Here is a 21,129-nt window from a genome sequence, read left to right as displayed (position 1 = left end):
GGAATCTTCCACCAACCGGGCCGCTCACAACAGGTCAAGTGCGATATCCAGCGCCGGGCTGGAGTGGGTGAGCGCCCCGACCGCCAGGTAGTCCACCCCGGTGCGGGCCACGTCACCCGCCACGTCCAGGGTCAGGCCCCCGGAGGACTCCAGCCGCGCACGGCCCGCGACCAGCGCGACCGCCTCGCGGAGCCGCTCGACGGTGAAGTTGTCGAGCAGGATCTCCTCGGCGCCCGCGGCGATGGCGTCCTCGATCTGGTCGGTCCGGTCCACCTCCACCTCCAGGGGGAGGTCGGGGAAGCGCGCGCGGATGGCGCGGACCGCCTCGCCGACGCCGCCCGCGGCGACGACGTGGTTGTCCTTGACCAGTCCGGCGTCGCTGAGGCCGTAGCGGTGGTTGACCCCGCCGCCGCAGCGCACGGCGTACTTCTCCAGCGCGCGCAGCCCCGGCCGGGTCTTGCGGCTGTCCCGGATCCGGGCGCCGGTCCCGGCCACGGCGTCCACCCAGGCGCGGGTGGCGGTGGCGATTCCGGACATGTGGGTGAGGAAGTTGAGCGCGGTCCGCTCCGCGGTGAGCAGGTCGCGGGTGCGCGCGGTGACCGTCATCAGGACGTCGCCGCGCTTGACCGCGTCGCCGTCGGCCACGGTCCGGTGCGCCTCCAGGGCCCCGTCGGCGACCAGCCAGAAGACGAGTTCGGCGAGCGGGAGGCCGCTGACGGTGCCGTCGGCGCGGGCCACCACGTGCGCGGTGCGCACCTGGTCGCCGGGGATGGTCGCGACGGTGGTGACGTCGATGCCCGGTCCCGCGGTGAGGTCCTCGGACAGGGCGCGGCGGACCAGGTCCACGTGGGATTGCGAGGGGGCGGTGTACGGGAGGGCGAACTCGGCGCGCGCGTCCGGGTGGACGCCCGAACCGGTGAGGGGGAGGCCGATGGAGTCCAGTTCCGCGGTGAGCGCGGGCGGCAGGGAGGGCGTCCAGTCCTCATCCGTGGTCACGATGGTGTTCCCTTCCAGTCGGACGACGACGGGGCGGATCCGGAGCCCGGGTACGGGCTCGGGGTGGTCGGCGCGCTGGTGCGCGCCCCTGCTCTCGGTCCTGTGCAGCGCGGCGGCGGCCACGAGCCGGGCCGAGGTGAGCAGGTTGGCGGTCTCCCAGGCGGCCACGTCGGGGGTGGCCGGGGAAGCCGGACGGGCGAGGGCGTCGAGTTCGGCGGTCAGCTCGGCGAGCCCCTCGCCGGTGCGCAGCACCCCGGCGTGGCGTGACATCAGGGTGCGCACGCGGGCCGCGGCGGCGGGGTCGGGGAGCGCGGTGACGGTGCCGACGGCCTCGACCCGCGCGGGCCGGGGGGCGGGGGCGCCCGCCAGGCGGGCGGCGATCCGGTCGGCGTAGACCAGGCCCTCCAGCAGGGAGTTGGAGGCGAGCCGGTTGGCGCCGTGCACCCCCGTGCGGGCGACCTCTCCCACGGCCCACAGGCCGGGGACCGAGGTGCGGCCGTCGATGTCGACCTCGGCGCCGCCGGAGGCGTAGTGGGCGGCGGGGGCGACGGGGACCGGCTGGGTGAGCGGATCGATGCCGTGCTCGCGGCAGGAGGCGAGGATGGTCGGGAAGCGCCGCTCCCAGGTGGCCGGGCCGAAGTGGCGGGTCTCCAGGTAGACGTGGTCGACGCCCTGCTCGGCCATCGTGCGGGCGATGGTGCGCGCCACCACGTCGCGGGGGGCGAGGTCGGCCAGCTCGTGGACGCCCTCCATGATGCGCACGCCTTCGGCGTCCACCAGGTAGGCGCCCTCCCCGCGCAGGGCCTCGGAGACCAGGGGCTGGCGCCCGCGCGCCTCGGGGCCGAGCCAGAGCACCGTGGGGTGGAACTGGATGAACTCCAGGTCGCGCAGGCGCGCCCCGGCGCGGGCGGCCAGGGCGAGGCCGTCCCCGGTGGACACGGGCGGGTTGGTGGTGGCGGCGAAGACCTGTCCCATGCCGCCGGTGGCCAGCACCACGGCGGGGGCCAGGACCGCGCCGACGCCGTCGCGGGCGCCCTCGCCCATGACGTGCAGGGTGGCGCCGCACACCGCTCCCGTGTCGGGGTCGCGCAGGGCGTCCAGGGCCACGGCGTGCTCGACGGCCTCGATGCGCTCCTCGGCCAGGACGGCGGCCACGAGGGCGCGCTGGATCTCGGCGCCGGTGGCGTCGCCGCCCGCGTGCGCGACGCGGTCGGCGCGGTGGCCGCCCTCACGGGTGAGGGCCAGGGCGCCGTCCTCGGCGAGGTCGAACTCGGCGCCCAGCCCGATGAGCCAGCGCAGGGAGTCGGGGCCCTCGGCGGCCAGGACGTTGACGGCGTGGGGGTCGGACAGGCCCGCCCCCGCCAGGTGGGTGTCGACCATGTGGGCGACGGGCCCGTCCTCGGGCGCCATTGCGGCGGCGATCCCGCCCTGGGCGTAGGCGGTGGAGCCGGTGGACAGGCGGTCCTTGGTGACGAGCACGACCCGGCCGCGTTCGGTGCGCTGGACGTAGCGCAGCGCGGTGCTCAGACCGGCGATGCCCGAGCCGACGACCGCGACGTCGGCCTCGATCGTCCACCCCGGCTCGGGGGCGTCGAGCCGTGTCTGGAGGGGTGTGCTCATCCGTGTTCTCTCTTCCGGGGTGCCGCCGGTACGCGGCGCTGGTGTGCGGGGGGTTCGGGCGTCCACGGGGTTCTGGAGGGGCCGGAGACGGGTTCCCGTGGGGGAACTGCGCCGTAGGCGTCGGTTGAGGGTGGTGGTGGACGACGGGTGGGCACGAGCGAACCCGCCGGAGACACCGCTGTGCCTGCTACAACCCCATTCCCGTTCTCCGGGCGCCCGGACAAGGAAGACACCGCGCCGCAGGCGTCCGTTGAGGGCGGTAGCCCGTCCCGACGCGCAGCGTCCCCGACGGGCGATGGCGGGCGACGGGTGGGCCGAAGCGGAGCGGAGGTCCAAAGAAAACACTGCCTAGAGGGCCAGGGACACGTTGTCGATGAGCCGGGTCGCGCCCACGCGGGCGGCGACGGCCAGGACGGCCCCGCCCGCGTGGTCGGCGGGGACGTCGGCGAAGGTGGCCGGATCGACCAACGCGAGGTAGTCGAGTTCGACGGGCGGCTCGGCCCCGGCCGCGTCGTCCAGGACGGCCCGGGCCGCGGCGCGGACGGCGTCGGGGCCCCCGGGGGCGGCGGCGCGGCCCGCCTCCAGGGCGCGGGACAGGGACAGGGCGCTGGCGCGCTCGGCCGCGGACAGGTAGACGTTGCGGCTGGAGGTGGCCAGGCCGTCGGGGTCGCGCAGGGTGGGCGCGCCGACGATCTCCACGGGCATGTTGAGGTCGGCGGCCATGCGGCGGACCACGGCGAGCTGCTGGGCGTCCTTGCTGCCGAAGACCGCGAGGTCCGGGCCGACCAGGTGCAGGAGCTTGCTGACCACGGTGAGCACGCCGGTGAAGAACCCGGGGCGGGAGGCGCCCTCCAGCCGGTCGCCCATCGCGCCCGCGTGGACGGTGACCGTCTGCTCGGCGGGGTACATGGTGTCGACGCCGGGGGCGAAGACCACGTCGACGCCCTCCTCCGCGCACACGGCGGTGTCGGTGTCCAGGGTGCGCGGGTAGCGGTCGAAGTCCTCGTTGGGCCCGAACTGGAGCGGGTTGACGAAGACGCTGACGACCACGGTGTCGGCGCGTTCGCGGGCCAGGCGCATGAGGCTGCGGTGGCCCTCGTGCAGGGCGCCCATGGTGGGGACGAGGGCGACGCGTCCGGTACCCGTGAGGGCGCGGCGCAGCTCGTCGGGCGTGTGCGCGACGAGGGGGGCGGGGGCGGCGGAGTGCGGTGCGGTCATCGGTGGTTTCCCGTGGTGGTATTCTGCGTCGCGGCGGCCGTGCGCGCGCCGGACCCGGCGGCGTCTCAGCGGCGGAGGACGTCGAGCAGGCGCGCGGCGTCCTCGGGCTTGAGCATTCCGGCGTTGATGGCGCGGTCGGCGGTGAGCCGGGCGAGTTCGACGTAGCTGGCCACGCTCTCGGGCGCGTTCTCCCGCAGCTGCTCGATGTGCCCGGCGACGGTTCCGGCGTCGCCGCGCAGGACGGGGCCGCTCAGACCGTGGATGCCCAGGCGCAGGGCGTTGTCCAGGGCCGCGCTGAGCATGGGGGCGAGCATGCGGCCGGGTTCGGGGACCCCGGCGGAGGCGAGCAGGGCGGCGCTGTCGGAGACCAGGGTGACCAGGTGGTTGGCGCCTCCGGCGAGGGCCGCGTGGTAGAGGGTGCGCTTGTCCTCGGTGATCCACACGGGTTCGGCGCCCATCTCGACGACGAGGGCCTCGGCGATGGGGCGCAGCTGCTCGGGCGCGGTGACGCCGAACGCGCAGTTGGCGAGGCGGTCGATGTCCTCGTCGCGCCCGGTGAAGGTCATGGCGGGGTGGAGCGCGAGGGGCAGGGCGCCGACGAGGGTGGCGGGGGCCAGGACGCCGTAGCCGTGGGCTCCGCTGGCGTGGACGAGGATCTTGCCGCGCAGGTCGGTGCCGGTGGAGGCGAGCCCTTCGACGAGTTCGGGGAGGGCGTCGTCGGGGACGGTGAGCAGGACGAGGTCGCTGGCCTCGGCGACCCGGGCCGGTTCGAGCACGCGCGCGGTGGGCAGGCGGTCGGCGACCCGGGCCCGGGAGGCGTCGGAGACCGCGGAGGCGGCGACGACCTTGTGCCCGGCCCGACCCAGGGCCTGGCCGAGGACGGAGCCGACCCGTCCGGATCCGATGACGCCGATCCGCAGGCGGGCGGGGCGTCCCTGCGTCGTCTCCATGTGTGCCCCCTCGTGGTCCGAACGCGTGGGGCGCGTCCGGTTCCTGTCGTTCCGGGGCGCCTGAGCACACGATAGTCCTCCCCGGCCGGTGACCTGCCGACCCGCCCCCGGGCACGCGTGTGGGGACGGACACCGCGTCCGCCCCCACCACCCGGCACGTGGGCCCCCTCCGCGGGACCGGCCGGATCAGTCCTGGATGATCACCCCGGTGTTGAAGCACGAGCCCAGGGACTGGCCGAAGGCGGCGTTGGAGTTGCCGCAGCCCACGTTGCCGTTCGTCAGGCCGTTGATGTAGGAGAGGTTGCCGCTGAAGTCGGAACCGTGGTTGGAGGTCCAGGTGCCGACGTTCGCGGCCGCCGGTGCCGCGGTGAGGAGGACCCCGGCGGAGGCGAGGATCACGGCACTGGTGGCGAGCGTCTTCTTGAGCACTACACGTCTCCTTCTGTGTCCGGTCGGGGGGACCGCCGGACGGCTGGTTGTGTGGCGGCTCCCTGGGGAACCGCTCAAGAAATTACCCCCGGGAAGCCTTCGTTTCCCCGCTTTGAACTGGACTTATAACCAGAAGCGTCCTTATGCTCACACTGGGTGCGCACGCCTCTCGGGTGTGTTCGGGACAAAGGCCCAGACATCGGCGGGAGGCGTGTGCGCGCAGCGTCACCGGTCGGGCGGTTTCCAGTCGGACGACAATTGCGGTTGCGGCCGAGCGGAAGGGGGCGGGTCGCGGACGGGGTTCGCGGGGCGGATCCGGGAGGACCGGGTGCGGGTCCCGGACACGGCGAAGGCGCCACCCCGTCGTCACGGGATGGCGCCTCGTTCGGGAGCCCGTCGCCCGGCGGGGCCGGGACGGGCCGTCCTGAGCTGCTATCAGTTCTTCACGGTGGCGCCGGAGTCGACGCAGTTGGCGCCGGCCACACCGAGGACCGCGATGGCGTTGCCGCAGACGTTGATCGGCACGTCCAGGTCGGCCACGAGCTGGTTGCCCCCCAGGATGCTTCCGTTGCCAGAGGTCGAGACGTGGCTGTTGGCCATGGCCGGAGCGCCGGTGAACAGGACGCCCGCGGCGGCGGCGACGATGGCACTGGCGGCGAAAGCCTTCTTCAGCATGTGGTTTCTCCCGTCGGACCGGTTGGCGGGGGGCGCCAACCGGTCAATACCATTGACTATGTGTATGACACTGAACACTCCCCGTGTTCGGTCACCATTTAGCCATACTCCCTCGCCCCGCGTGGCCATAACGCGAAAGCATTTCACGGCCGCGAGCTGGAATTATCACCATCCGTACGCATCCATGTCCGACATGTGAACCACAAAAGGAAGCCCGAGAGTCCCTTAATGTGACGCACGACACATCAGCGTTCGGGGGTGTCCCGGGTCCCCTCCGTACCGTCCTCGGCGGAGGTGTCGGCGGTGCCGTCTTTCCCGGTTTCCGCGGCCCCTGACCCCGGATCCTCGGATTCGGGACCTTCGGCACTCGGAGCCAGGAAGCGCGGACGGCCGCCCGGCGGCGGCGCGGCCGGGGCCTCGACGGGCGTCGGGCCCTCCGGGTCCCCGGCGTTTTCCGGCCCCCCGGCGGCGGGCGCGGGCTCCCCGGGTCCGGCCTCCTCGAAGGAGGGCCGCCCGGCGGCCCCGGTCCGGCGGGTGAGGGTGGCGCGGGTCGCCCAGCGCTCCGTGCCCGCCGCGGGCACCCGGGCCCGGCGCCCGTGCTCGGCCAGCGCGTCCAGGAAGCGGCGCGCCTCCCGGGCCTCGCGCCCGTGGGCCCTGGCTCGAACCGGCCCGGGGGGCGTGTCCACGTCCACCGCGACACGCCCCGTCAGGCGGGCCAGCGGCCCGGCCACCAGGCGCGCCGTCTGGACGCGCTCCACCGGGACGATCTCCGTCACCAGGCAGAACAGGCCGCGCGTGCTGACGAAGAGGTGCTCGTCCACGCCCATCAGGTTCGGCACCGGCCTGTCGTTGGGCACGAGCGGCACGTGGGCCGCCTCGCTCTCCGGGAACAGCTCGTTGACCAGGGCGAAGGCCGTGCGGCGCGGCGCCACGGGCAGCAGGGTGGACGAGTCGGCCTGGCGCGCGCCCGCGTAACCGGCGACGTTGGCCTCGACCCGGGCCACGCCCAGGGCCCGCCAGAGCAGGGGCTCGACCACACGCACGGCCTGCACGCGCCCCGGCGGGACGGTCTGCATGCGCCGCTGGAACATGCCGTAGCGCAGGCGCAGGCCGTCGGAGGACAGGGAGGCGTAGTAGTCGGTGTAGCGGGCCAGGGGCCCCCAGAAGTAGCGCAGCAGCCCCAGGGTGAGCGGGAGGAGCGCGCCCACCACGCCCGGTTCCGCGAAGACCGCGCCCGCGGTGGCGAGCATGAGCAGCGCGATGAAGGACAGCAGGACCGGCACGCGGAAGGTCAGCGCGCCGAGGAGCAGCAGGAAGGGCAGCCGGTAGAACGGCCACTCCGGCGCCTCGGGCGAGCGCCCGGGGAGTCCGGCGGCGTGCGCGAGGACGGCCACGCGCAGGCGCTCGGCCAGGACGCGGGGCAGGCAGCGCAGCCGGATGTCGCTCCCGTCGCCGCCCGCCAGCTCGACGCGCAGTTCGGCCATGCCGAACACCTGGAGGAACAGGGGCCGGACCACGTCCACCGCCTGGAGGCGGCTGAGCGGCACCTCGCGCGAGCTGCGCCTGACCAGGCCGCTGTGGACGACCAGGTGGTCCTCGCGCAGCCCGAAGGTGGCGTACCACCACGCGGGCAGGGCGTAGGCGAGCGTGCCGAAGACGACGGCCACCGCCATCATCACGACCCAGGCGAAGCCGAAGGTGTTGAGGATGGGGCCGACCAGCGCCACGAACACCAGGGTCACCGCGACGACCTGGAGCGGGACGCTCATCCAGTGCGCGCGGAACACGCCCGTGGTGACGTCGTCCTCCGGTCGCGGGGGCCGGACCGGCTGGGGCCGCCAACCGGTCGGGGGCGCCATGGCCTGCGGCCGCGGCGGACCGAACGGCGGCCCCGGGTGCCCCGGAGGGCCCTGGTACCACTGCGGACCGGCGGGCCCCGGTCGGACGTGCGGGCCCGGGGACCCCTGCGGCGGCTGAGCTGGTCCGTGCACTTACAACCCCGTCGAGAAGCTCTCACTGCGCGCCGCGAGCCGGTCGCGCATCCGGACGGCCTCGGCCAGCGGCAGCCCGACCACCCGGGTGTCCGCGGTGCTGGCGGCGGTGCGCACCTGCACGGTGGCGATGCCCAGGGCCTGTTCGAGGAGGTCGGCGGTGACATCCACGACCTGCATCCGGCCGTAGGGGATGACCACCAGCTGCCTCACGAACACCCCGTAGGTGAGGTAGAGCTCCTCGTCGGCCTCCGCGTAGCCCCACGACCGGCGGAAGAGCCCGGCCAGGACCCAGCCCGCGGCCAGGACCGCCGCGGCCAGCACCGCCCAGGCGGCGGCCCAGGGCCAGGAGGCCCGCACGAACAGCAGCACGGCGCCCCCGCCCCCGGCGATCAGGCACAGCGCGCCCACCACGATCCGGCGGTACCAGGCCAGGGCGGGCGACACACGGCTCCAGGAGGCGTCCCCGGGCGGTGCGAACGCCGCGTCGAGCGGCCTGGAGGGCCCGGGCGGCGGTGTCGTGTCACTGGTCTCCACGGAGCCAGTCAACCATCCGGGGGCAAGCACCGGCAGACCGACGCGGCGCGCAGGCGAATTCGGACGAAAGACCCCGAGGAGTCAGAACCGGGCGCCGTCCTGCGGATCGTCGTCCTCCGGGACCCGGCAGGCGTGCTCCAGGTACAGGGCGGCGGCCAGCAGCAGCCCCGACGACAGGGCCGTGCCCAGCGCGGTGAGGAACACCTCGCGGTGCACGGGCAGCACCAGCGTGTCCGACACCGACAGCGCCATCCCCGCGAAGAAGCCCAGCGCCAGGGACGCGAACAGCGCGCTGGCCTTGGCCAGGGCGACCAGGCGGGCCGCGCTGAGCGGCTGCATCGGCTCGGTGCCCGGCTCCCGGCGGATGCGCCTGCGAGTCCGCCCCGCCGTGTAGCCCTCGGCGACCGCGAGCAGCAGCAGGGTCGGGATCGCCGACCACGGCAGCAGCGGCAGCCCCGGCAGGGAGTTGGTGATCAGCACCCCCGCGAGGGCGCCGACCACCGCCAGGAGGGACGGCACCCGCCACCCGGTGGGGCGCATCCGCCCCTCCTCGTCCCGGGGCATCAGGCCCGCCCCGGCAGGCGCAGCCTCAGGTCGTCGCGCCGGCGCAGACCCTGCTCGCCGCAGGACTCCAGCAGGTCGGCGACCGGTCCCCTGCCGGGCAGGCGCGCCCCGGGGTCGGCGTCCAGCCAGGGCCGGAGCACGAACCCCCGTTCGTGGGCGCGCGGGTGCGGCAGGGTCAGCTCCGGGTCGTCGTCGCGCACGTCCCCGAACGCGATGACGTCCACGTCCAGCGTGCGTGGCCCCCACCGGACCTCGCGGACGCGGTCGAAGGCCCGCTCGGCCGCGCGGGCGCGCTCCAGCAGGGCGCGGGGCGGGCCGTCGGTGTCCACGACCAGGACCGCGTTGAGGAAGGCGCCCTGTTCGGGGCCGCCCACCGGCTCGGTCTCGTAGACGGGGGACACCGCCACCGGAACGGGCGCGTCCGCGCCGCCCAGCAGCGTGTCCACGGCCCCCTGGAGGGTCGCCATCCGGTCCCCGAGGTTGGAGCCCAGGGAGAGCACGGCGCGCCGCCTGGCGGGGTCCTGCGCGCCTCCCGGGCCCCGGGCGTCCCCGAGGTCGCCGGGCTCGCGCCGCGTCCGCTCCCGGACCACGGTGACGGCCACGTCGGCGAACTCGTGCTCGATGGGCGCGGACGGCTTGTGCACCGTCACCTCCGCCCGCTCAACCAGCGGTTCGGCCAGGCACTCCCGGGCCAGCCGCTCGGCGAGCGTCTCGATCAGGTTGACCGGCTCCCCGGTCACGATCGCGACCAGCCGGTCGGCGAGCAGGCCGTAGTGGACGGTGTCGCCCACGTCGTCGGAGGCCGCCGCCGGGGCGGTGTCCAGGTACAGCACCGCGTCGACCACGAAGTCCTGGCCCTCCCGGCGCTCGAAGTCGAACACGCCGTGGTGGCCGCGGGCCCGCAGTCCGCGGAGGGCGACGCGATCGGGCATCAGGCCTCGACCTCTCCCTCGTCCTCGTCCTCCTCCATGAGCACGGGCGAGGCGTGGTGCGACCACAGCCGCCACCCCTGGTCGGTGTCCACGAACAGGTTGGTGGTCACCACCTGGCCGCCCGCGACGAAGCCGGGACTGTCCTCCTCGGCGGTCAGCACGTTCTCCTCGCACGTGACCATGGCGATGTCGCCGCCGATCCCGATGTGGGTCTCGGTGAGCACGTACTGGATGTAGGTGACGTTGGCCATGATCAGCGACCAGGCGCGCATGATCTCGGTGCGCCCGCGCAGCAGCGGCCAGCCGGGGTTCACGCACACCAGGTCGGGCGCCTCGTGCTCCTCCGCCCAGACACTGCGCATCAGGTCGATGTCGCCGTTCTCGATGGCGCTGTAGAACTGCGCGTTGGCCTCGGCCACGCGCTCCATGACCTCCTGGCGGGACTTCACAGGCTGCCCTCCACCGGCTCGGCGCGTCCCTCGTCCAGACGGGCGCCGCCGTCGGACCAGGCGGCCGCCACGCGGACGGCGTCGGCGCTGGGACGGACGTCGTGCACCCGCACGGCCCACGCCCCCCGGTCCGCGGACAGGGTGGTGACGGCCGCGGTGGCGGCGTCGCACTCGGTGAAGGGGCGGTCCTCGCCCTTGGCGTCGCCGAGCAGGCGGCTCAGGAAGCGCTTGCGCGATCCGGCCACCAGCACGGGGCGCCCCAGCTCGTGGAAGCGCTCCAGCTCGTGCAGCAGCGCCCAGTTGTGCGCCTGCTCGGGGCGCTTGGAGAATCCCAACCCGGGGTCCAGAACGATCTGGCCGGGGTCGACACCTGCACTGATCATGGCCTCCATACGGTCGCGGAGCTCATCGAGGACCTCCTGGACGACATCCGTGTACACGGCACGGCTCTGCATGTCATGACTATGCCCACGCCAGTGCATCAACACGTAGGCAACGCCGGAAGACGCCACGAGGCGGGCCATGGCCGGGTCGGCGAGCCCTCCGCTGACGTCGTTGACCAGGACGGCTCCGGCCTCCACGGCCTTCTCAGCGATCTCGGCGCGCATGGTGTCGACGCTGACGGCGACGCCCCGCGCGGAGAGCTCCCGCACGACCGGTTCGACCCTGCGCAGCTCCTCGGCGGCGGAGACGCGCTGCGCGCCGGGACGGGTGGACTCACCGCCCACGTCGACCAGGTCCGCGCCCTCCTCGACCAGGCGCAGTCCGTGTTCGATCGCCCTGTCGGGATCGAACCACGCGCCGCCGTCGGAGAAGGAGTCGGGGGTGACGTTCACGACCCCCATGACCAGGCACCGCCCGCGGTCGGGCAGGCCCGGAAGTGTGTGTTTCGGCCCCATAAGGATCACCCTACGCGTACGCCGGAAAACCGGAGGCGCGCGCCCGGGGCTTGTGCCCGCCCGCGGAGGCGCGAAACCCTCCCCGGCGACGTCGGTCGCCGGGGAGGGTTCATGGTAAGGCTCCCAGGGTCTGTTTTTTGAACCGGTCTCAGCTTGTGGGGGTCGGTTCGGGCGCCCACGGGGTTCTGGAGGGGCCGGAGACGGGTTCCCGTGGGGGAACTGCGCCGTAGGCGTCGTTTGAGGGTGGTGGCGGGCGACGGGTGGGCACGAGCGAACCCGTCGCAGGCGCCGCTGTGCCTGCTTCAACCCGATTCCCGTTCTCCGGGCGCCCGAACAAGGAAGACACCGCGCCGCAGGCGTCCGTTGAGGGCGGTAGCCCGTCCCGACGCGCAGCGTCCCCGACGGGCGATGGCGGGCGACGGGTGGGCCGAAGCGGAGCGGAGGTCCAAAAAAACGCTGCCTACCGCTGGCTCAGGATCAGGCTCATCGCCTCGGAGCGGGTCCGGTCGCTGCTGCGGAAGATCCCCCGCACCGCCGAGGTGACGGTCTTGGCCCCGGGCTTGCGCACCCCGCGCATGGTCATGCACAGGTGCTCGGCCTCGACCACGACGATCACCCCGCGCGGCTGGAGGAACTCCATGATCGCGTCCGACACCTGGCCGGTGAGCCGCTCCTGCACCTGCGGGCGGCGCGCGTACACGTCCACCAGGCGGGCGAGCTTGCTCAGGCCGGTGATGCGGCCGTCCGCGCCGGGGATGTAGCCCACGTGCGCCACCCCGTAGAACGGCACCAGGTGGTGCTCGCAGGTGGAGTAGAGCTCGATGTCCTTGACCAGGACCATCTCCTCGTGGTCGGCCTCGAACACGGTGGTGAGCACGTCCCCGGGCTTCTGCCCCAGCCCGGCGAACTGCTCCTCGTAGGCCCTGGCCACCCGTTCGGGCGTCTTGACCAGGCCGTCGCGGTCGGGGTCCTCGCCGATGGCGAGCAGGATCTCGCGGACGGCGCGCTCGATGCGCAGACGGTCCACGGACCTGGGCGGCAGTTCCTCGGACGCGCTCACGACTCGTCCCCCTCATCCGCGGCGGACGGCCCCGGGAGCTGTCCGTTGGCCGAGGAGCCCCGGACCGTCTGGGGGTCCTGGACGTCCGTGGAGCCCCGCACCGCGTCGGCGCCCGGGACCTCGGCGCCGTTGAGCACGGCCAGCTCCTTCTTGGAGCGCACCGGGGGCCGCTCCGAGGGCTGGCGCTTGCCGTAACCCGTGTAGGAGCCGCGGGAGGGGCGCTTGACCACCGGCGCGAAGATCTCCAGCACCTGGGCCTTGGACAGGGTCTCCTTCTCCAGCAGCGCCACGACCAGGTCGTCCAGGACGTCCCGGTACTCGACGAGGACCTCGTATGCCTCGTCGTGCGCGGACTCGATGAGGCGGCGCACCTCCTCGTCGATGATGGAGGCGATCTCCTCGGAGTACTCGCGGGCGTGCGACATCTCCCGGCCCAGGAAGGGCTCGGTGTTGCCGGAGCCGAACTTGCGGGCGCCCAGGCGCTCGCTCATGCCGTACTCGGTGACCATGTTGCGGGCCAGGTTGGTGGCCTTGTCGATGTCGTTGCCCGCGCCGGTGGTGGGCTCGTGGAAGACGAGCTCCTCCGCGGCGCGGCCGCCGAGCATCATCGCAAGCTGGTCCATCATCTGCGAGCGCGAGGTGAGGAACTTGTCCTCCGTGGGCACCGACATCGTGTAGCCCAGGGCCCGGCCGCGCGGCAGGATGGTGATCTTGTGCACCGGGTCGGAGTTGGGCAGCGCGTGGCCCACCAGGGCGTGGCCGCCCTCGTGGTAGGCGATGACCTTCTTCTCCCGGTCGGACATCACCCGGGTCTTGCGCTCGGGACCGGCCATGACCCGCTCGATCGCCTCCTCCAGGACGGCGTGGGTGATGACCTTCCGGTCGGCGCGCGCGGACAGCAGGGCGCCCTCGTTGATGACGTTGGCCAGGTCGGCGCCGGTCATCCCGGCGGTCTGGCGGGCGATGACGTTGAAGTCGACGTCGTCCGCCATGGGCTTGCCCTTGGCGTGGACCTTGAGGATGTCGCGGCGGCCGTCCATGTCCGGGCGGTCCACGACGACCTGCCGGTCGAAGCGGCCGGGGCGCAGCAGCGCCGGGTCGAGGATGTCGGGCCGGTTGGTGGCGGCGATGAGGATGACGCCGCCCTTGACGTCGAAGCCGTCCATCTCGACCAGCATCTGGTTGAGGGTCTGCTCGCGCTCGTCGTGCCCGCCGCCCATGCCGGCGCCGCGGTGGCGGCCGACGGCGTCGATCTCGTCGATGAAGATGATCGCGGGGGCGTTGGCCTTGGCCTGCTCGAACAGGTCGCGCACGCGGGAGGCGCCCACACCGACGAACATCTCGACGAAGTCCGAGCCGGAGATGGAGTAGAACGGGACCCCGGCCTCGCCGGCGACGGCGCGGGCCAGCAGGGTCTTACCGGTTCCGGGCGGGCCCATCAGGAGCACGCCCTTGGGGATCTTGGCGCCCATCGCCTGGAACTTGGCCGGGTTCTGGAGGAACTCCTTGATCTCGTGGAGCTCCTCGATGGCCTCGTCGGCCCCGGCGACGTCGGCGAAGGTGTTCTTGGGCGTGTCCTTGGTGATGAGCTTGGCCTTGGACTTGCCGAAGTTCATCACACGCGAGCCGCCGCCCTGCATCTGGCTGAAGATGAACCAGAAGATGACGATGATGATGACCAGCGGCAGCAGGCTGAACAGCGCGGTGGTCCACACCGGCGTGGTGGCGACCGAGACCTCGTAGGACTCCAGGTTGGAGCCCTCGCTGTCCAGGGAGGTCTGGAGCATCTCCGCGAGCTGGAGGCCCTGGCCCTCGACCCAGTACGCCTCGTAGATCTCGTCGTCCACGGTGGTCAGCACGATGCGCTGGTCGCGGTCGACGATCTCGGCGTTGTCCACCTCGTCCCGCTCGATGAGCTGGTGGACGGTCGAGATGTCGGTCTCGGTGGGCTGGGGACCGCCGCCGACGTCGAACACGCGGAAGCCGATGATGAGCATGAGGCCGACGGCCAGGATCCAGATCCACGGACCGCGGAAAAAACGCTTCAGATTCATGTGAGCGGAACCCTGTCGGGTCCGTCCCTCCTGACCAGGCCGCCCCACCCCAGAGGAGTTTCCGAAGCAGGACCTATCGGACACGTGGTTCCCCGGAACATCGCCGGGATATTCGACGGTACACCTCGCCCCCGAGGGCGGGCACGCCCGCACGGACGACCGGACGGGAACCGTCATGAAAGCAACGACGACACCCCACCGCGTTGTTCCCGTGGCACTCCCCACAGCCTCCGCACGGGTCCCCCCGCAGCCTCCGTACGGGTCCGGTGCGAGCCCGTACGGAGTCCGCGGCGGGCCGGGCGCCCCCTAGTCCCCGTAGACGTGCGGGGCGAGGGTGCCGATGAAGGGCAGGTTGCGGTACTTCTCGGCGTAGTCGAGGCCGTAGCCGACGATGAACTCGTTGGGCAGGTCGAAGCCGACGTACTGCACGTGCAGGTCCACGTCGAAGGCCAGCGGCTTGCGGACCATCGTGCAGACCTCCACCGAGCGGGGCCCGCGCGACTTCAGGTTGCCGATCAGCCACGACAGGGTCAGACCGGAGTCGATGACGTCCTCGACGATGAGGACGTCACGGTCCTTGATGTCGGTCTCCAGGTCCTTGAGGATGCGGACCACGCCGGAGGAGGTGGTCCCGGCCCCGTAGGAGGAGACCGCCATCCAGTCCATGGAGACCGGGGTGTGCAGCACCCGGGCGAGGTCGGCCATCACCATCACCGCGCCCTTGAGCACACCGACGATGAGCAGGTCCTTGCCCGCGTAGTCGGCGTCGATGCGCGCGCCGATCTCCTCCAGGCGGGCCTTGATCTCTTCCTCGGTGACCAGGACCTTCTCCAGGTCCCGACCCATGTCTTTGGCGTCCACGCTGATGTCCTCGCTGCTGGGTTCCCCGTTTGCGGCAACCAGGATAAACGTGTCGAACGCGGCGGCGGAGCCGGACCGGCCCGCCCTCCCCCGCGGCGGCGCGTCGCGGAGGGCGGACACGCCGGGCGCAGCAGGACCTCAGCCCTCGAAACGGACACGGCCCGCGACACGGCGGCCCCGGACTCCCCCGGGCAGGTCGATGTGGGCCTGACCACGCCACTCGGTGACCAGCCGGTCCAGTTCGCGCACGTGCCGGGCGGTCAGCGCGCCGGCCGGACAGCCCGCGGCGAGCGCGGCGCGGCGCAGCACCCGGGTGCGCAGGGACTCGGGGGCCCGCTCCAGCGGTGCCACCGCCAGCACGGGCCCGACCGGGCGCGCGTCCCGCCCGCTCCCGTCGCCCGGGTCGGACGCCTCCTCGAACAGGCCGTCGGAGAGCAGGTCCAGGGTGTCGGCGTCCGCGCGCAGCATGCCCGCGGTGCGGGCGAGCGCGGCGGCGATACCCGGACCCAGCGCGCGCTCCAGGGCGGGCAGCGCCTCGTGTCGCACGCGCGACCGGGCGAAGCGGGGGTCGAGGTTGTGCGGGTCCTCCCACGCGTCCAGGCCCATCCGGGCGCAGGCCTCGCGCACGGTGGCCCGGTCCAGGTCCAGCAGGGGGCGCAGGCGGTGGCCGGCGCGCGGCGCCATGCCCGCCAGCGAGCGGGCCCCGGAGCCGCGGGCCAGGCCGAGCAGGACCGTCTCGGCCTGGTCGTCGAGGGTGTGGCCGAGCAGCACCACGGCGGGGGCGCGGTCGGCGACCGCGCCGTCCAGCGCCTCGTAGCGGGCGCGCCGGGCCGACGCCTCGGGCCCGCCCGGTCCGGTCACCCGCACCGTCCGGACCAGGACGGGGTCGAGTCCGAGCCCGGCCAGGACCTTGGCCACGTCCTCGGCGCGCCGGTCCGAGCCCTCCTGGAGCCCGTGGTCGACGGTGACCGCCCCCGCGGCCCGGCCGACGCGGGGGGCCTCGAAGGCCACCGCGCCCGCCAGCGCCAGGGAGTCGGCGCCGCCGCTGCACGCCACGAGCGCCGTGGCGTCGGCGGGCAGGTCGCGCAGCACCCGCCGGACCGCCGAGCGCACGGCGGCGACGGCGGGGTGCGGACCGCTCACTCGTTGACGGCGGCCGGGCGCACGACCCGGTCGACCCAGGCGGTGGGGTTGCGGATCTCCGCCAGGGTGGGCAGGGTCTCGGGCGAGGTCCACACCCGGTTGAACTCGGTCATGCCGACCTCGCCCACCACGGCGCGGACGAAGGCGGCGCCCTCCTCGTACTGGCGCATCTTCATGTCCATGCCCAGCAGCTGGCGCATGATCCGGTCGATCGGGTTGGCGGACTCGCGGCGCTTCTGGAAGCGGGCGCGGATGGTGGCGACGCTGGGCACCACCTCGGGGCCGACGGCGTCCATGACGAAGTCGCCGTGCCCCTCGGCCAGGCTCATGACCGCGGTGACCCGGTCCATGATCTCGCTCTGCTCGGGGCTCTGGATGGCGGTGATGAGGTTGCTCTCGCCCCCGCCCCGGACGGCGTCGGCGACGGCCTCGCCCGCGGCGCGCAGCCTGCCGATGAGGTCGCCCGCGTTCATCTCCGACGACAGGAGCAGCTCCTGCATGAGCTCCTGGACGTGGCCGCGCAGCCACGGCGTGGCCGTGAACTGCATGCGGTGGGTCTCCTCGTGCAGGCACACCCACAGGCGGAAGTCCCGGGGGTCGACGTCCATCTCGCGTTCGGCGTTGACGATGTTGGGCGCCACCAGAGTCAGACGGCCGGTCGGCAGGGTGCCGTCGGGGTCGGGCGGCAGGAAGAGCTCGTACTGGCCGAGGACCTTCCCCGCCAGGTAGGAGAGCACCGCTCCGAGCTGTACCCCGGTGATCCGGGAGCCGACCGCGCTGGTCAGGTTCCCGGCCGGGCTGTTGTTGAGCCGGTCGGCGCCCATCTGTTCGAGTACGGGTTCGATGACCACTCGGAACCCGTCGACGTTGGCTCGGATCCAGCCGGGGCGGTCCACGATGACCGCGGGACCCGCTGGTTCGAGGGGGTTCATCCCGGTGAATTCGCGCACGTGCCCGGCCGCCACGGTGGAGAGCTCCCGCAACTGCGCGACGGCCTGCCGCGCGTCGGAGAGGTCCACCTGCGGGCCCGGGCGCACGAGGCGGACACCGGTGTTCACGGCTACGTCCCAGTCGATCACAGTCACACCGCCAGCCTACCCACGAGGCGCGGGACGGCACGGGGATCAGGGTGGGAATTCCGGGTACCGCCCGGGATGACCCTGAGGACGGCCGATTTCCCCGGTTCCTCCGGTGTCACCGGGCGGTTCCGCGCCGCCGCCGGGCCGCGCGGCCGGGGGCGCGCTCGCGTGGTGAGCCGTTCAGGAGCAGCCGCACTGGCTGAGGGCGGCGGCCAGGGGGTCCAGCCGGGGGCCGACGGCGGCGGGGTGGTTGGCCATGAAGGCGAACAGGAACACGTTGCCCTCCTGGTCGTGGATGGTCCCGGCCAGGGTGCTCACCCCGTTCAGGGTGCCGGTCTTGCCGCGCACCAGCCCCGCGCCCTCGTGGGCCGTGGAGTGGACCGAGTAGCGGCCCCCGCTGGCCAGGGTGCCCGTGGAGTTGGCCGTGGGCAGCCCGGTGATCGCGGCGTTGAGGTCGGGGCGGTCACCGCTCGCGGCCAGCCGCAGCAGCTCCACCAGGGCCCGGGACGTGATCCTGTTCTCGGTGCTCAGGCCGCTGTTGTCCGACAGTCGGACGCCCTCCACACCCAGGCTCTCCATCACCTGGTGGGTGGCCGCGGCGGCGCCGTCGAAGGAGGGATCCCCGCCCAGGCCGATCGCGGTGACCCTCCCCAGCGCCTCGGCCATGTTGTTGTCGCTGGCCAGCATCATGTGCTCGACCAGGGCCGACATCGGGGGCGAGTCGACGCTGGCGACGGGCTCCCCGGAGGCCCGCTCCCCGGTGGGGGAGCCCTCGACCGTGATCCCCGCCTCCTCCAGCTGTTCGGCGAAGGCCTCGGCCGCGAACAGGGGCGGGTCCGGCACGCGCGACCCGTAGCCGCTGGCCTCGGTGGAGAACCTCCCGGAGTCGATCATCAGCGCGTGCACCGTGGCGGTGCTGCCCTCGGTGACGTAGTTGGGCTTCCAGCCGGGGCCGGTGTCCGGACCGGTGAACAGCGAGTCGTCGTAGCCGAGGGAGACCGTGTCGACACCCTCCGCGCCCAGGGCCCGCGCCGTGCGCTCGGCCAGCTCCTCCAGGGTCGCTACCTGCGGGTAAGCTGCGGAGTCGGCGGTCGTGGTCAGGGTGACGTCGCCCTCCCCGCGCAGCACCACGCGGTCCTGTCCGGGGACCAGGTAGGCCTCGGTGCTCAGCACGTGGTCGGGTCCGACGGTGTCCAGTACGGCCACGGCCGTGGCGATCTTCGTGGTCGAGGCCGGGGTCACGGGGGCGTCCGGGTCCAGCTCGAAGAGCGTCTCACCGGTGGCGGCGTCCACGACGAAACCGGAGAGGCCCTCCTCGATCCCGGAATCCGACATGGGATCATCGAGGGTGTCCGCGATCCGTTCCGGGTCCGCCGGAGTCGAGGCCGCGGGTTGCGCCGCCGCCACGCCCTCGGCGTCCGTGACCGGGTTGGGCGCCGCGGGAAGGGGACGCGCCCCGATCACGTCGAGGGCGACAAACCCGGCGATCAGCACGAATATGTTGAGCAGGGCCAGCGCGAGGAGCGCCTCGCCTCGTACCCGTCGCACTCGGGGGCACCTGCCCTTCCTTCGGTGTAGCGGCCTGACGTTGTAGTTATACGGCGACATTAGTCGCATTGGGAGCCGAGATCAGCATGGAATTCGACGTTACGATCGAGATCCCCAAGGGGGAGCGCAACAAGTACGAGGTGGACCACGAGACCGGTCGTATCCGTCTCGACCGCATGCTGTTCACCTCCACGACCTACCCCGCCGACTACGGGTTCGTCGAGGGGACCCTCGGCGAGGACGGCGACCCCCTGGACGCCCTCGTCCTGCTCAAGGCCCCGACGTTCCCGGGCTGCCTGATCCGGGCCCGCGCCATCGGCATGTTCCGCATGCGCGACGAGGCGGGGGGCGACGACAAGCTGCTCTGCGTCCCCGCGACGGACCCGCGCCAGGAGCACCTGCGTGACATTCACCACGTGAACGAGTTCGAGCGCCTGGAGATCGAGCACTTCTTCACGGTCTACAAGGACCTGGAGCCGGGCAAGTCCGTGGAGGGCGCCACCTGGGTCGGCCGCCACGAGGCCGAGCAGGAGATCGTGGCCTCGGTCAAGCGCGCCGAGGAGGCGGGCGTGCACGGCGACGCCTCGCACATCTCCGAGGTCAAGGAAAGCTAGTCCGTGCTCTTCGGGGCCTCCGCTTCGCTGCGGCCCGCCCGTCGCCCGCCACCGCCCGCCGGGGGCGCTTCGCGGCGAGGCGGGCTACCACCCTCAACGGACGCGAAGCGCGGTTTTTCCCTTGTTCGGGCGCCCGGAGAACGGGAACCTTCGGCGCCTCCGGTGAGACGGCTCGTTCCTCGCAGCCTCACCTCCGGCACCTCCAGAACCCCGTGGGCACCCGAACAACCCCCCAGAGCAGAAGCCCCGTCCACAGCGGCAGGCCCAGTCGCTCGCGAGCACACGTGTCACGGCGTCGCCGCGACGGCCCGGCGGAGGACTCCCCGCCGGGCCGCGCCGTGTCCGGGCGGTGCCCTCAGCGCTGGCTGCGCGAGGCGACCGCCCCGGGGCCCGGGAAGGGCTCGTGCGCGGAGTCCGTGGTGAGCACGTAGCCCGCCAGCACGATCAGCAGCAGGGCGCACAGCAGCGCCAGGACGACGGGCAGCAGGGAGGCCAGGCCGCGGGTCAGGAACGGGTCGCCCGGCGGTTTGGGGAAGCCCTCGCGGTCGAAGCGGTCGGCGCGCACGGCCACGTGCGTGCGGTAGCCGTCGAGTTCGGGGCCGACCATGCCGTTGAGCACGCGCGTCGGGACCAGCGCGGTGTTCTCCGGCAGTCCCAGCTCGTCCGGGGCCCCGGCCCGCGAACCGTCGGCCCGGTGGCGGGCGCACTCGACCTCGGCGAGCGCGTGCAGCCACTCCCCCAGCCGGTCGGCGTCGGCAAGGCGCCCGATGTGCGCGCGGGCGACGATCAGCGTGTCCCTGAGCACCACGTGCGCGGCGTCGCGGTCGCGCAGGACCAGGATGCAGCGCCGGTACAGCTCCGCTCCGTACGCGTCGAGAAGCCTGGCGTAGGCGTCCTCCGGCGGAGTACGGCCGGAGCGCAGGGCGTGGAGAAGATCCCGGTCCGTCATAGACCAAGAATCTACGCCGCGCGCGGCACGGTGCTCACCGCTTTGTCGAAAGAGCGTCCGGCGGCGTGGCGCGGGCGGGCTCCGGGGCCGCGCGGGCGGCTCAGCCCTCCTCCGGCGGTCGGCGCGGGTCCGGGCCCCGGGGGGAGCCCGGCGGCGGCGCGGCCGGTCCTGCGGCGCGGGCGCGCAGCCACAGCAGCACGAAGGTGAGCGCGGTCAGGACGGCGACGAGCAGGGCCTCCCCCGGTCCGAGGAAGCCGAGCGCCATCACCCAGGCGGCCGCGACGACCAGCGCGCGCACCAGGACGCGCGCCCACAGTCCCGGCGCCTCGGTGCTCAACTGCGCCTTCCGGGGACGGATGCCATAACGGCCGCTCCTGTCACTACGGCTGGGGGATGGAGCCTTTTCCGGCGGTGGCCGCACACCGTACTCGGGTTCCACATGTCACCACCACGGAGCGCCGCCCGCAACACGCCCCGCGAACGCCGGGGTGAGGGGGACGACACGCGCGGCCACCGCACCGTCGCTTGACTCCTCCCGGCCTTTGCTGGTCTCCTTACACC

General features: G+C 73.2%; 20 protein-coding genes and 1 pseudogene. 1 reads left to right on the top strand and 20 read right to left on the bottom strand.

The features are described 5' to 3' along the window. Positions 1-24: 24 nt before the first annotated feature. From ACSTA4_RS02740 to dacB, 18 genes and pseudogenes are all read right to left on the bottom strand, one after another. Entirely contained in the window at positions 25-2,616 is a 2,592-nt protein-coding gene (locus tag ACSTA4_RS02740) for an L-aspartate oxidase (protein WP_444962314.1), read from the bottom strand. Between the two features lie 348 nt (positions 2,617-2,964). After that, a complete protein-coding gene (gene panC / locus ACSTA4_RS02735; protein ID WP_444962313.1) occupies positions 2,965-3,834 on the bottom strand; it encodes a pantoate--beta-alanine ligase in 870 nt (289 codons plus the stop codon). Positions 3,835-3,899: 65 nt separating this feature from the next. After that, a complete protein-coding gene (locus ACSTA4_RS02730; RefSeq protein WP_248773320.1) occupies positions 3,900-4,784 on the bottom strand; it encodes a Rossmann-like and DUF2520 domain-containing protein in 885 nt (294 codons plus the stop codon). 186 nt (positions 4,785-4,970) lie between these two features. Then, a complete protein-coding gene (locus ACSTA4_RS02725; protein ID WP_212641711.1) occupies positions 4,971-5,213 on the bottom strand; it encodes a hypothetical protein in 243 nt (80 codons plus the stop codon). Positions 5,214-5,648: 435 nt separating this feature from the next. Further along, positions 5,649-5,888, bottom strand: coding sequence for a chaplin family protein (locus ACSTA4_RS02720; protein ID WP_358416356.1), 240 nt, complete (start codon positions 5,886-5,888; stop codon positions 5,649-5,651). Between the two features lie 245 nt (positions 5,889-6,133). Further along, entirely contained in the window at positions 6,134-7,747 is a 1,614-nt protein-coding gene (locus ACSTA4_RS02715) for a PH domain-containing protein (protein WP_444962312.1), read from the bottom strand. A 132-nt stretch (positions 7,748-7,879) separates the two neighbouring features. Then, positions 7,880-8,326, bottom strand: coding sequence for a PH domain-containing protein (locus tag ACSTA4_RS02710; protein ID WP_248774772.1), 447 nt, complete (start codon positions 8,324-8,326; stop codon positions 7,880-7,882). Positions 8,327-8,497: 171 nt separating this feature from the next. After that, on the bottom strand, positions 8,498-8,980 hold the full coding sequence (locus ACSTA4_RS02705) for a DUF3180 domain-containing protein (RefSeq protein ID WP_416027765.1): 483 nt from the start codon (positions 8,978-8,980) through the stop codon (positions 8,498-8,500). After that, positions 8,980-9,480 (bottom strand): 2-amino-4-hydroxy-6-hydroxymethyldihydropteridine diphosphokinase, encoded by a 501-nt coding sequence (gene folK / locus ACSTA4_RS02700; protein ID WP_444964080.1) that lies wholly within the window; start codon positions 9,478-9,480, stop codon positions 8,980-8,982. Before folK ends, ACSTA4_RS02705 begins: the two co-directional genes overlap by 1 nt. A 75-nt stretch (positions 9,481-9,555) precedes the next feature. Further along, positions 9,556-9,912 (bottom strand): annotated as a pseudogene (gene folB / locus ACSTA4_RS02695) (dihydroneopterin aldolase); the annotation flags it as partial. After that, positions 9,912-10,361, bottom strand: coding sequence for a nuclear transport factor 2 family protein (locus ACSTA4_RS02690; protein WP_416027763.1), 450 nt, complete (start codon positions 10,359-10,361; stop codon positions 9,912-9,914). The gene ACSTA4_RS02690 and the pseudogene folB, both read right to left, overlap by 1 nt. Then, entirely contained in the window at positions 10,358-11,260 is a 903-nt protein-coding gene (gene folP / locus ACSTA4_RS02685; protein ID WP_248773316.1) for a dihydropteroate synthase, read from the bottom strand. The genes ACSTA4_RS02690 and folP overlap by 4 nt, the downstream gene beginning before the upstream one ends. 460 nt (positions 11,261-11,720) lie before the next feature. Then, positions 11,721-12,320: a GTP cyclohydrolase I FolE gene (gene folE / locus ACSTA4_RS02680; protein ID WP_047870502.1), complete on the bottom strand. Its 600-nt coding sequence runs from the start codon at positions 12,318-12,320 to the stop codon at positions 11,721-11,723. Then, positions 12,317-14,374 carry an ATP-dependent zinc metalloprotease FtsH gene (gene ftsH, locus ACSTA4_RS02675; protein WP_444962311.1) on the bottom strand — a complete coding sequence of 686 codons (2,058 nt, stop codon included), beginning with the start codon at positions 14,372-14,374 and terminating at the stop codon, positions 12,317-12,319. The genes folE and ftsH overlap by 4 nt, the downstream gene beginning before the upstream one ends. Before the next feature lie 306 nt (positions 14,375-14,680). Continuing rightward, the gene (gene hpt, locus ACSTA4_RS02670) at positions 14,681-15,235 is read right to left on the bottom strand and encodes a hypoxanthine phosphoribosyltransferase (protein WP_444962310.1); all 555 of its coding nucleotides are present in this window, start codon (positions 15,233-15,235) and stop codon (positions 14,681-14,683) included. A 138-nt stretch (positions 15,236-15,373) separates the two neighbouring features. Beyond that, the gene (gene tilS / locus ACSTA4_RS02665; RefSeq protein ID WP_444962309.1) at positions 15,374-16,378 is read right to left on the bottom strand and encodes a tRNA lysidine(34) synthetase TilS; all 1,005 of its coding nucleotides are present in this window, start codon (positions 16,376-16,378) and stop codon (positions 15,374-15,376) included. Continuing rightward, a complete protein-coding gene (locus tag ACSTA4_RS02660) occupies positions 16,375-17,457 on the bottom strand; it encodes a zinc-dependent metalloprotease (RefSeq protein WP_212644627.1) in 1,083 nt (360 codons plus the stop codon). Before ACSTA4_RS02660 ends, tilS begins: the two co-directional genes overlap by 4 nt. A 180-nt stretch (positions 17,458-17,637) precedes the next feature. Beyond that, complete coding sequence (gene dacB / locus ACSTA4_RS02655; protein WP_444962308.1) at positions 17,638-19,005, bottom strand: D-alanyl-D-alanine carboxypeptidase/D-alanyl-D-alanine endopeptidase; 1,368 nt, start codon at positions 19,003-19,005, stop codon at positions 17,638-17,640. Between the two features lie 86 nt (positions 19,006-19,091). On the opposite strand from dacB, the gene ACSTA4_RS02650 reads away from it, so the two are divergent. Next, positions 19,092-19,619: an inorganic diphosphatase gene (locus ACSTA4_RS02650; protein ID WP_013155954.1), complete on the top strand. Its 528-nt coding sequence runs from the start codon at positions 19,092-19,094 to the stop codon at positions 19,617-19,619. Between the two features lie 355 nt (positions 19,620-19,974). Here ACSTA4_RS02650 and ACSTA4_RS02645 read toward each other — a convergent pair whose 3' ends face one another. Together ACSTA4_RS02645 and ACSTA4_RS02640 are read right to left on the bottom strand one after the other, a co-directional pair. Continuing rightward, on the bottom strand, positions 19,975-20,568 hold the full coding sequence (locus ACSTA4_RS02645; RefSeq protein WP_444962307.1) for an RNA polymerase sigma factor: 594 nt from the start codon (positions 20,566-20,568) through the stop codon (positions 19,975-19,977). A 100-nt stretch (positions 20,569-20,668) separates the two neighbouring features. Further along, positions 20,669-20,905, bottom strand: a complete 237-nt coding sequence (locus ACSTA4_RS02640; protein ID WP_248773310.1) for a hypothetical protein — start codon at positions 20,903-20,905, stop codon at positions 20,669-20,671. Between the last annotated feature and the right edge of the window lie 224 nt (positions 20,906-21,129).

It is taken from the genome of Nocardiopsis sp. M1B1, from assembly GCF_052466615.1.
The sequence above is the reverse complement of the archived record's forward strand: the minus strand, read 5'-3'. Positions and strand labels throughout refer to the sequence as shown.

Coding starts and splice junctions, on each gene's coding strand:
- ftsH (WP_444962311.1), bottom strand. CDS start 14,374: ATGAATCTGAAGCGTTTTTTCCGCGGTCCGTGGATCTGGATCCTGGCC.
- ACSTA4_RS02740 (WP_444962314.1), bottom strand. CDS start 2,616: ATGAGCACACCCCTCCAGACACGGCTCGACGCCCCCGAGCCGGGGTGG.
- panC (WP_444962313.1), bottom strand. CDS start 3,834: ATGACCGCACCGCACTCCGCCGCCCCCGCCCCCCTCGTCGCGCACACG.
- ACSTA4_RS02645 (WP_444962307.1), bottom strand. CDS start 20,568: ATGACGGACCGGGATCTTCTCCACGCCCTGCGCTCCGGCCGTACTCCG.
- ACSTA4_RS02715 (WP_444962312.1), bottom strand. CDS start 7,747: ATGGCGCCCCCGACCGGTTGGCGGCCCCAGCCGGTCCGGCCCCCGCGA.
- ACSTA4_RS02650 (WP_013155954.1), top strand. CDS start 19,092: ATGGAATTCGACGTTACGATCGAGATCCCCAAGGGGGAGCGCAACAAG.
- folP (WP_248773316.1), bottom strand. CDS start 11,260: ATGGGGCCGAAACACACACTTCCGGGCCTGCCCGACCGCGGGCGGTGC.
- ACSTA4_RS02705 (WP_416027765.1), bottom strand. CDS start 8,980: ATGCCCCGGGACGAGGAGGGGCGGATGCGCCCCACCGGGTGGCGGGTG.
- ACSTA4_RS02720 (WP_358416356.1), bottom strand. CDS start 5,888: ATGCTGAAGAAGGCTTTCGCCGCCAGTGCCATCGTCGCCGCCGCCGCG.
- ACSTA4_RS02730 (WP_248773320.1), bottom strand. CDS start 4,784: ATGGAGACGACGCAGGGACGCCCCGCCCGCCTGCGGATCGGCGTCATC.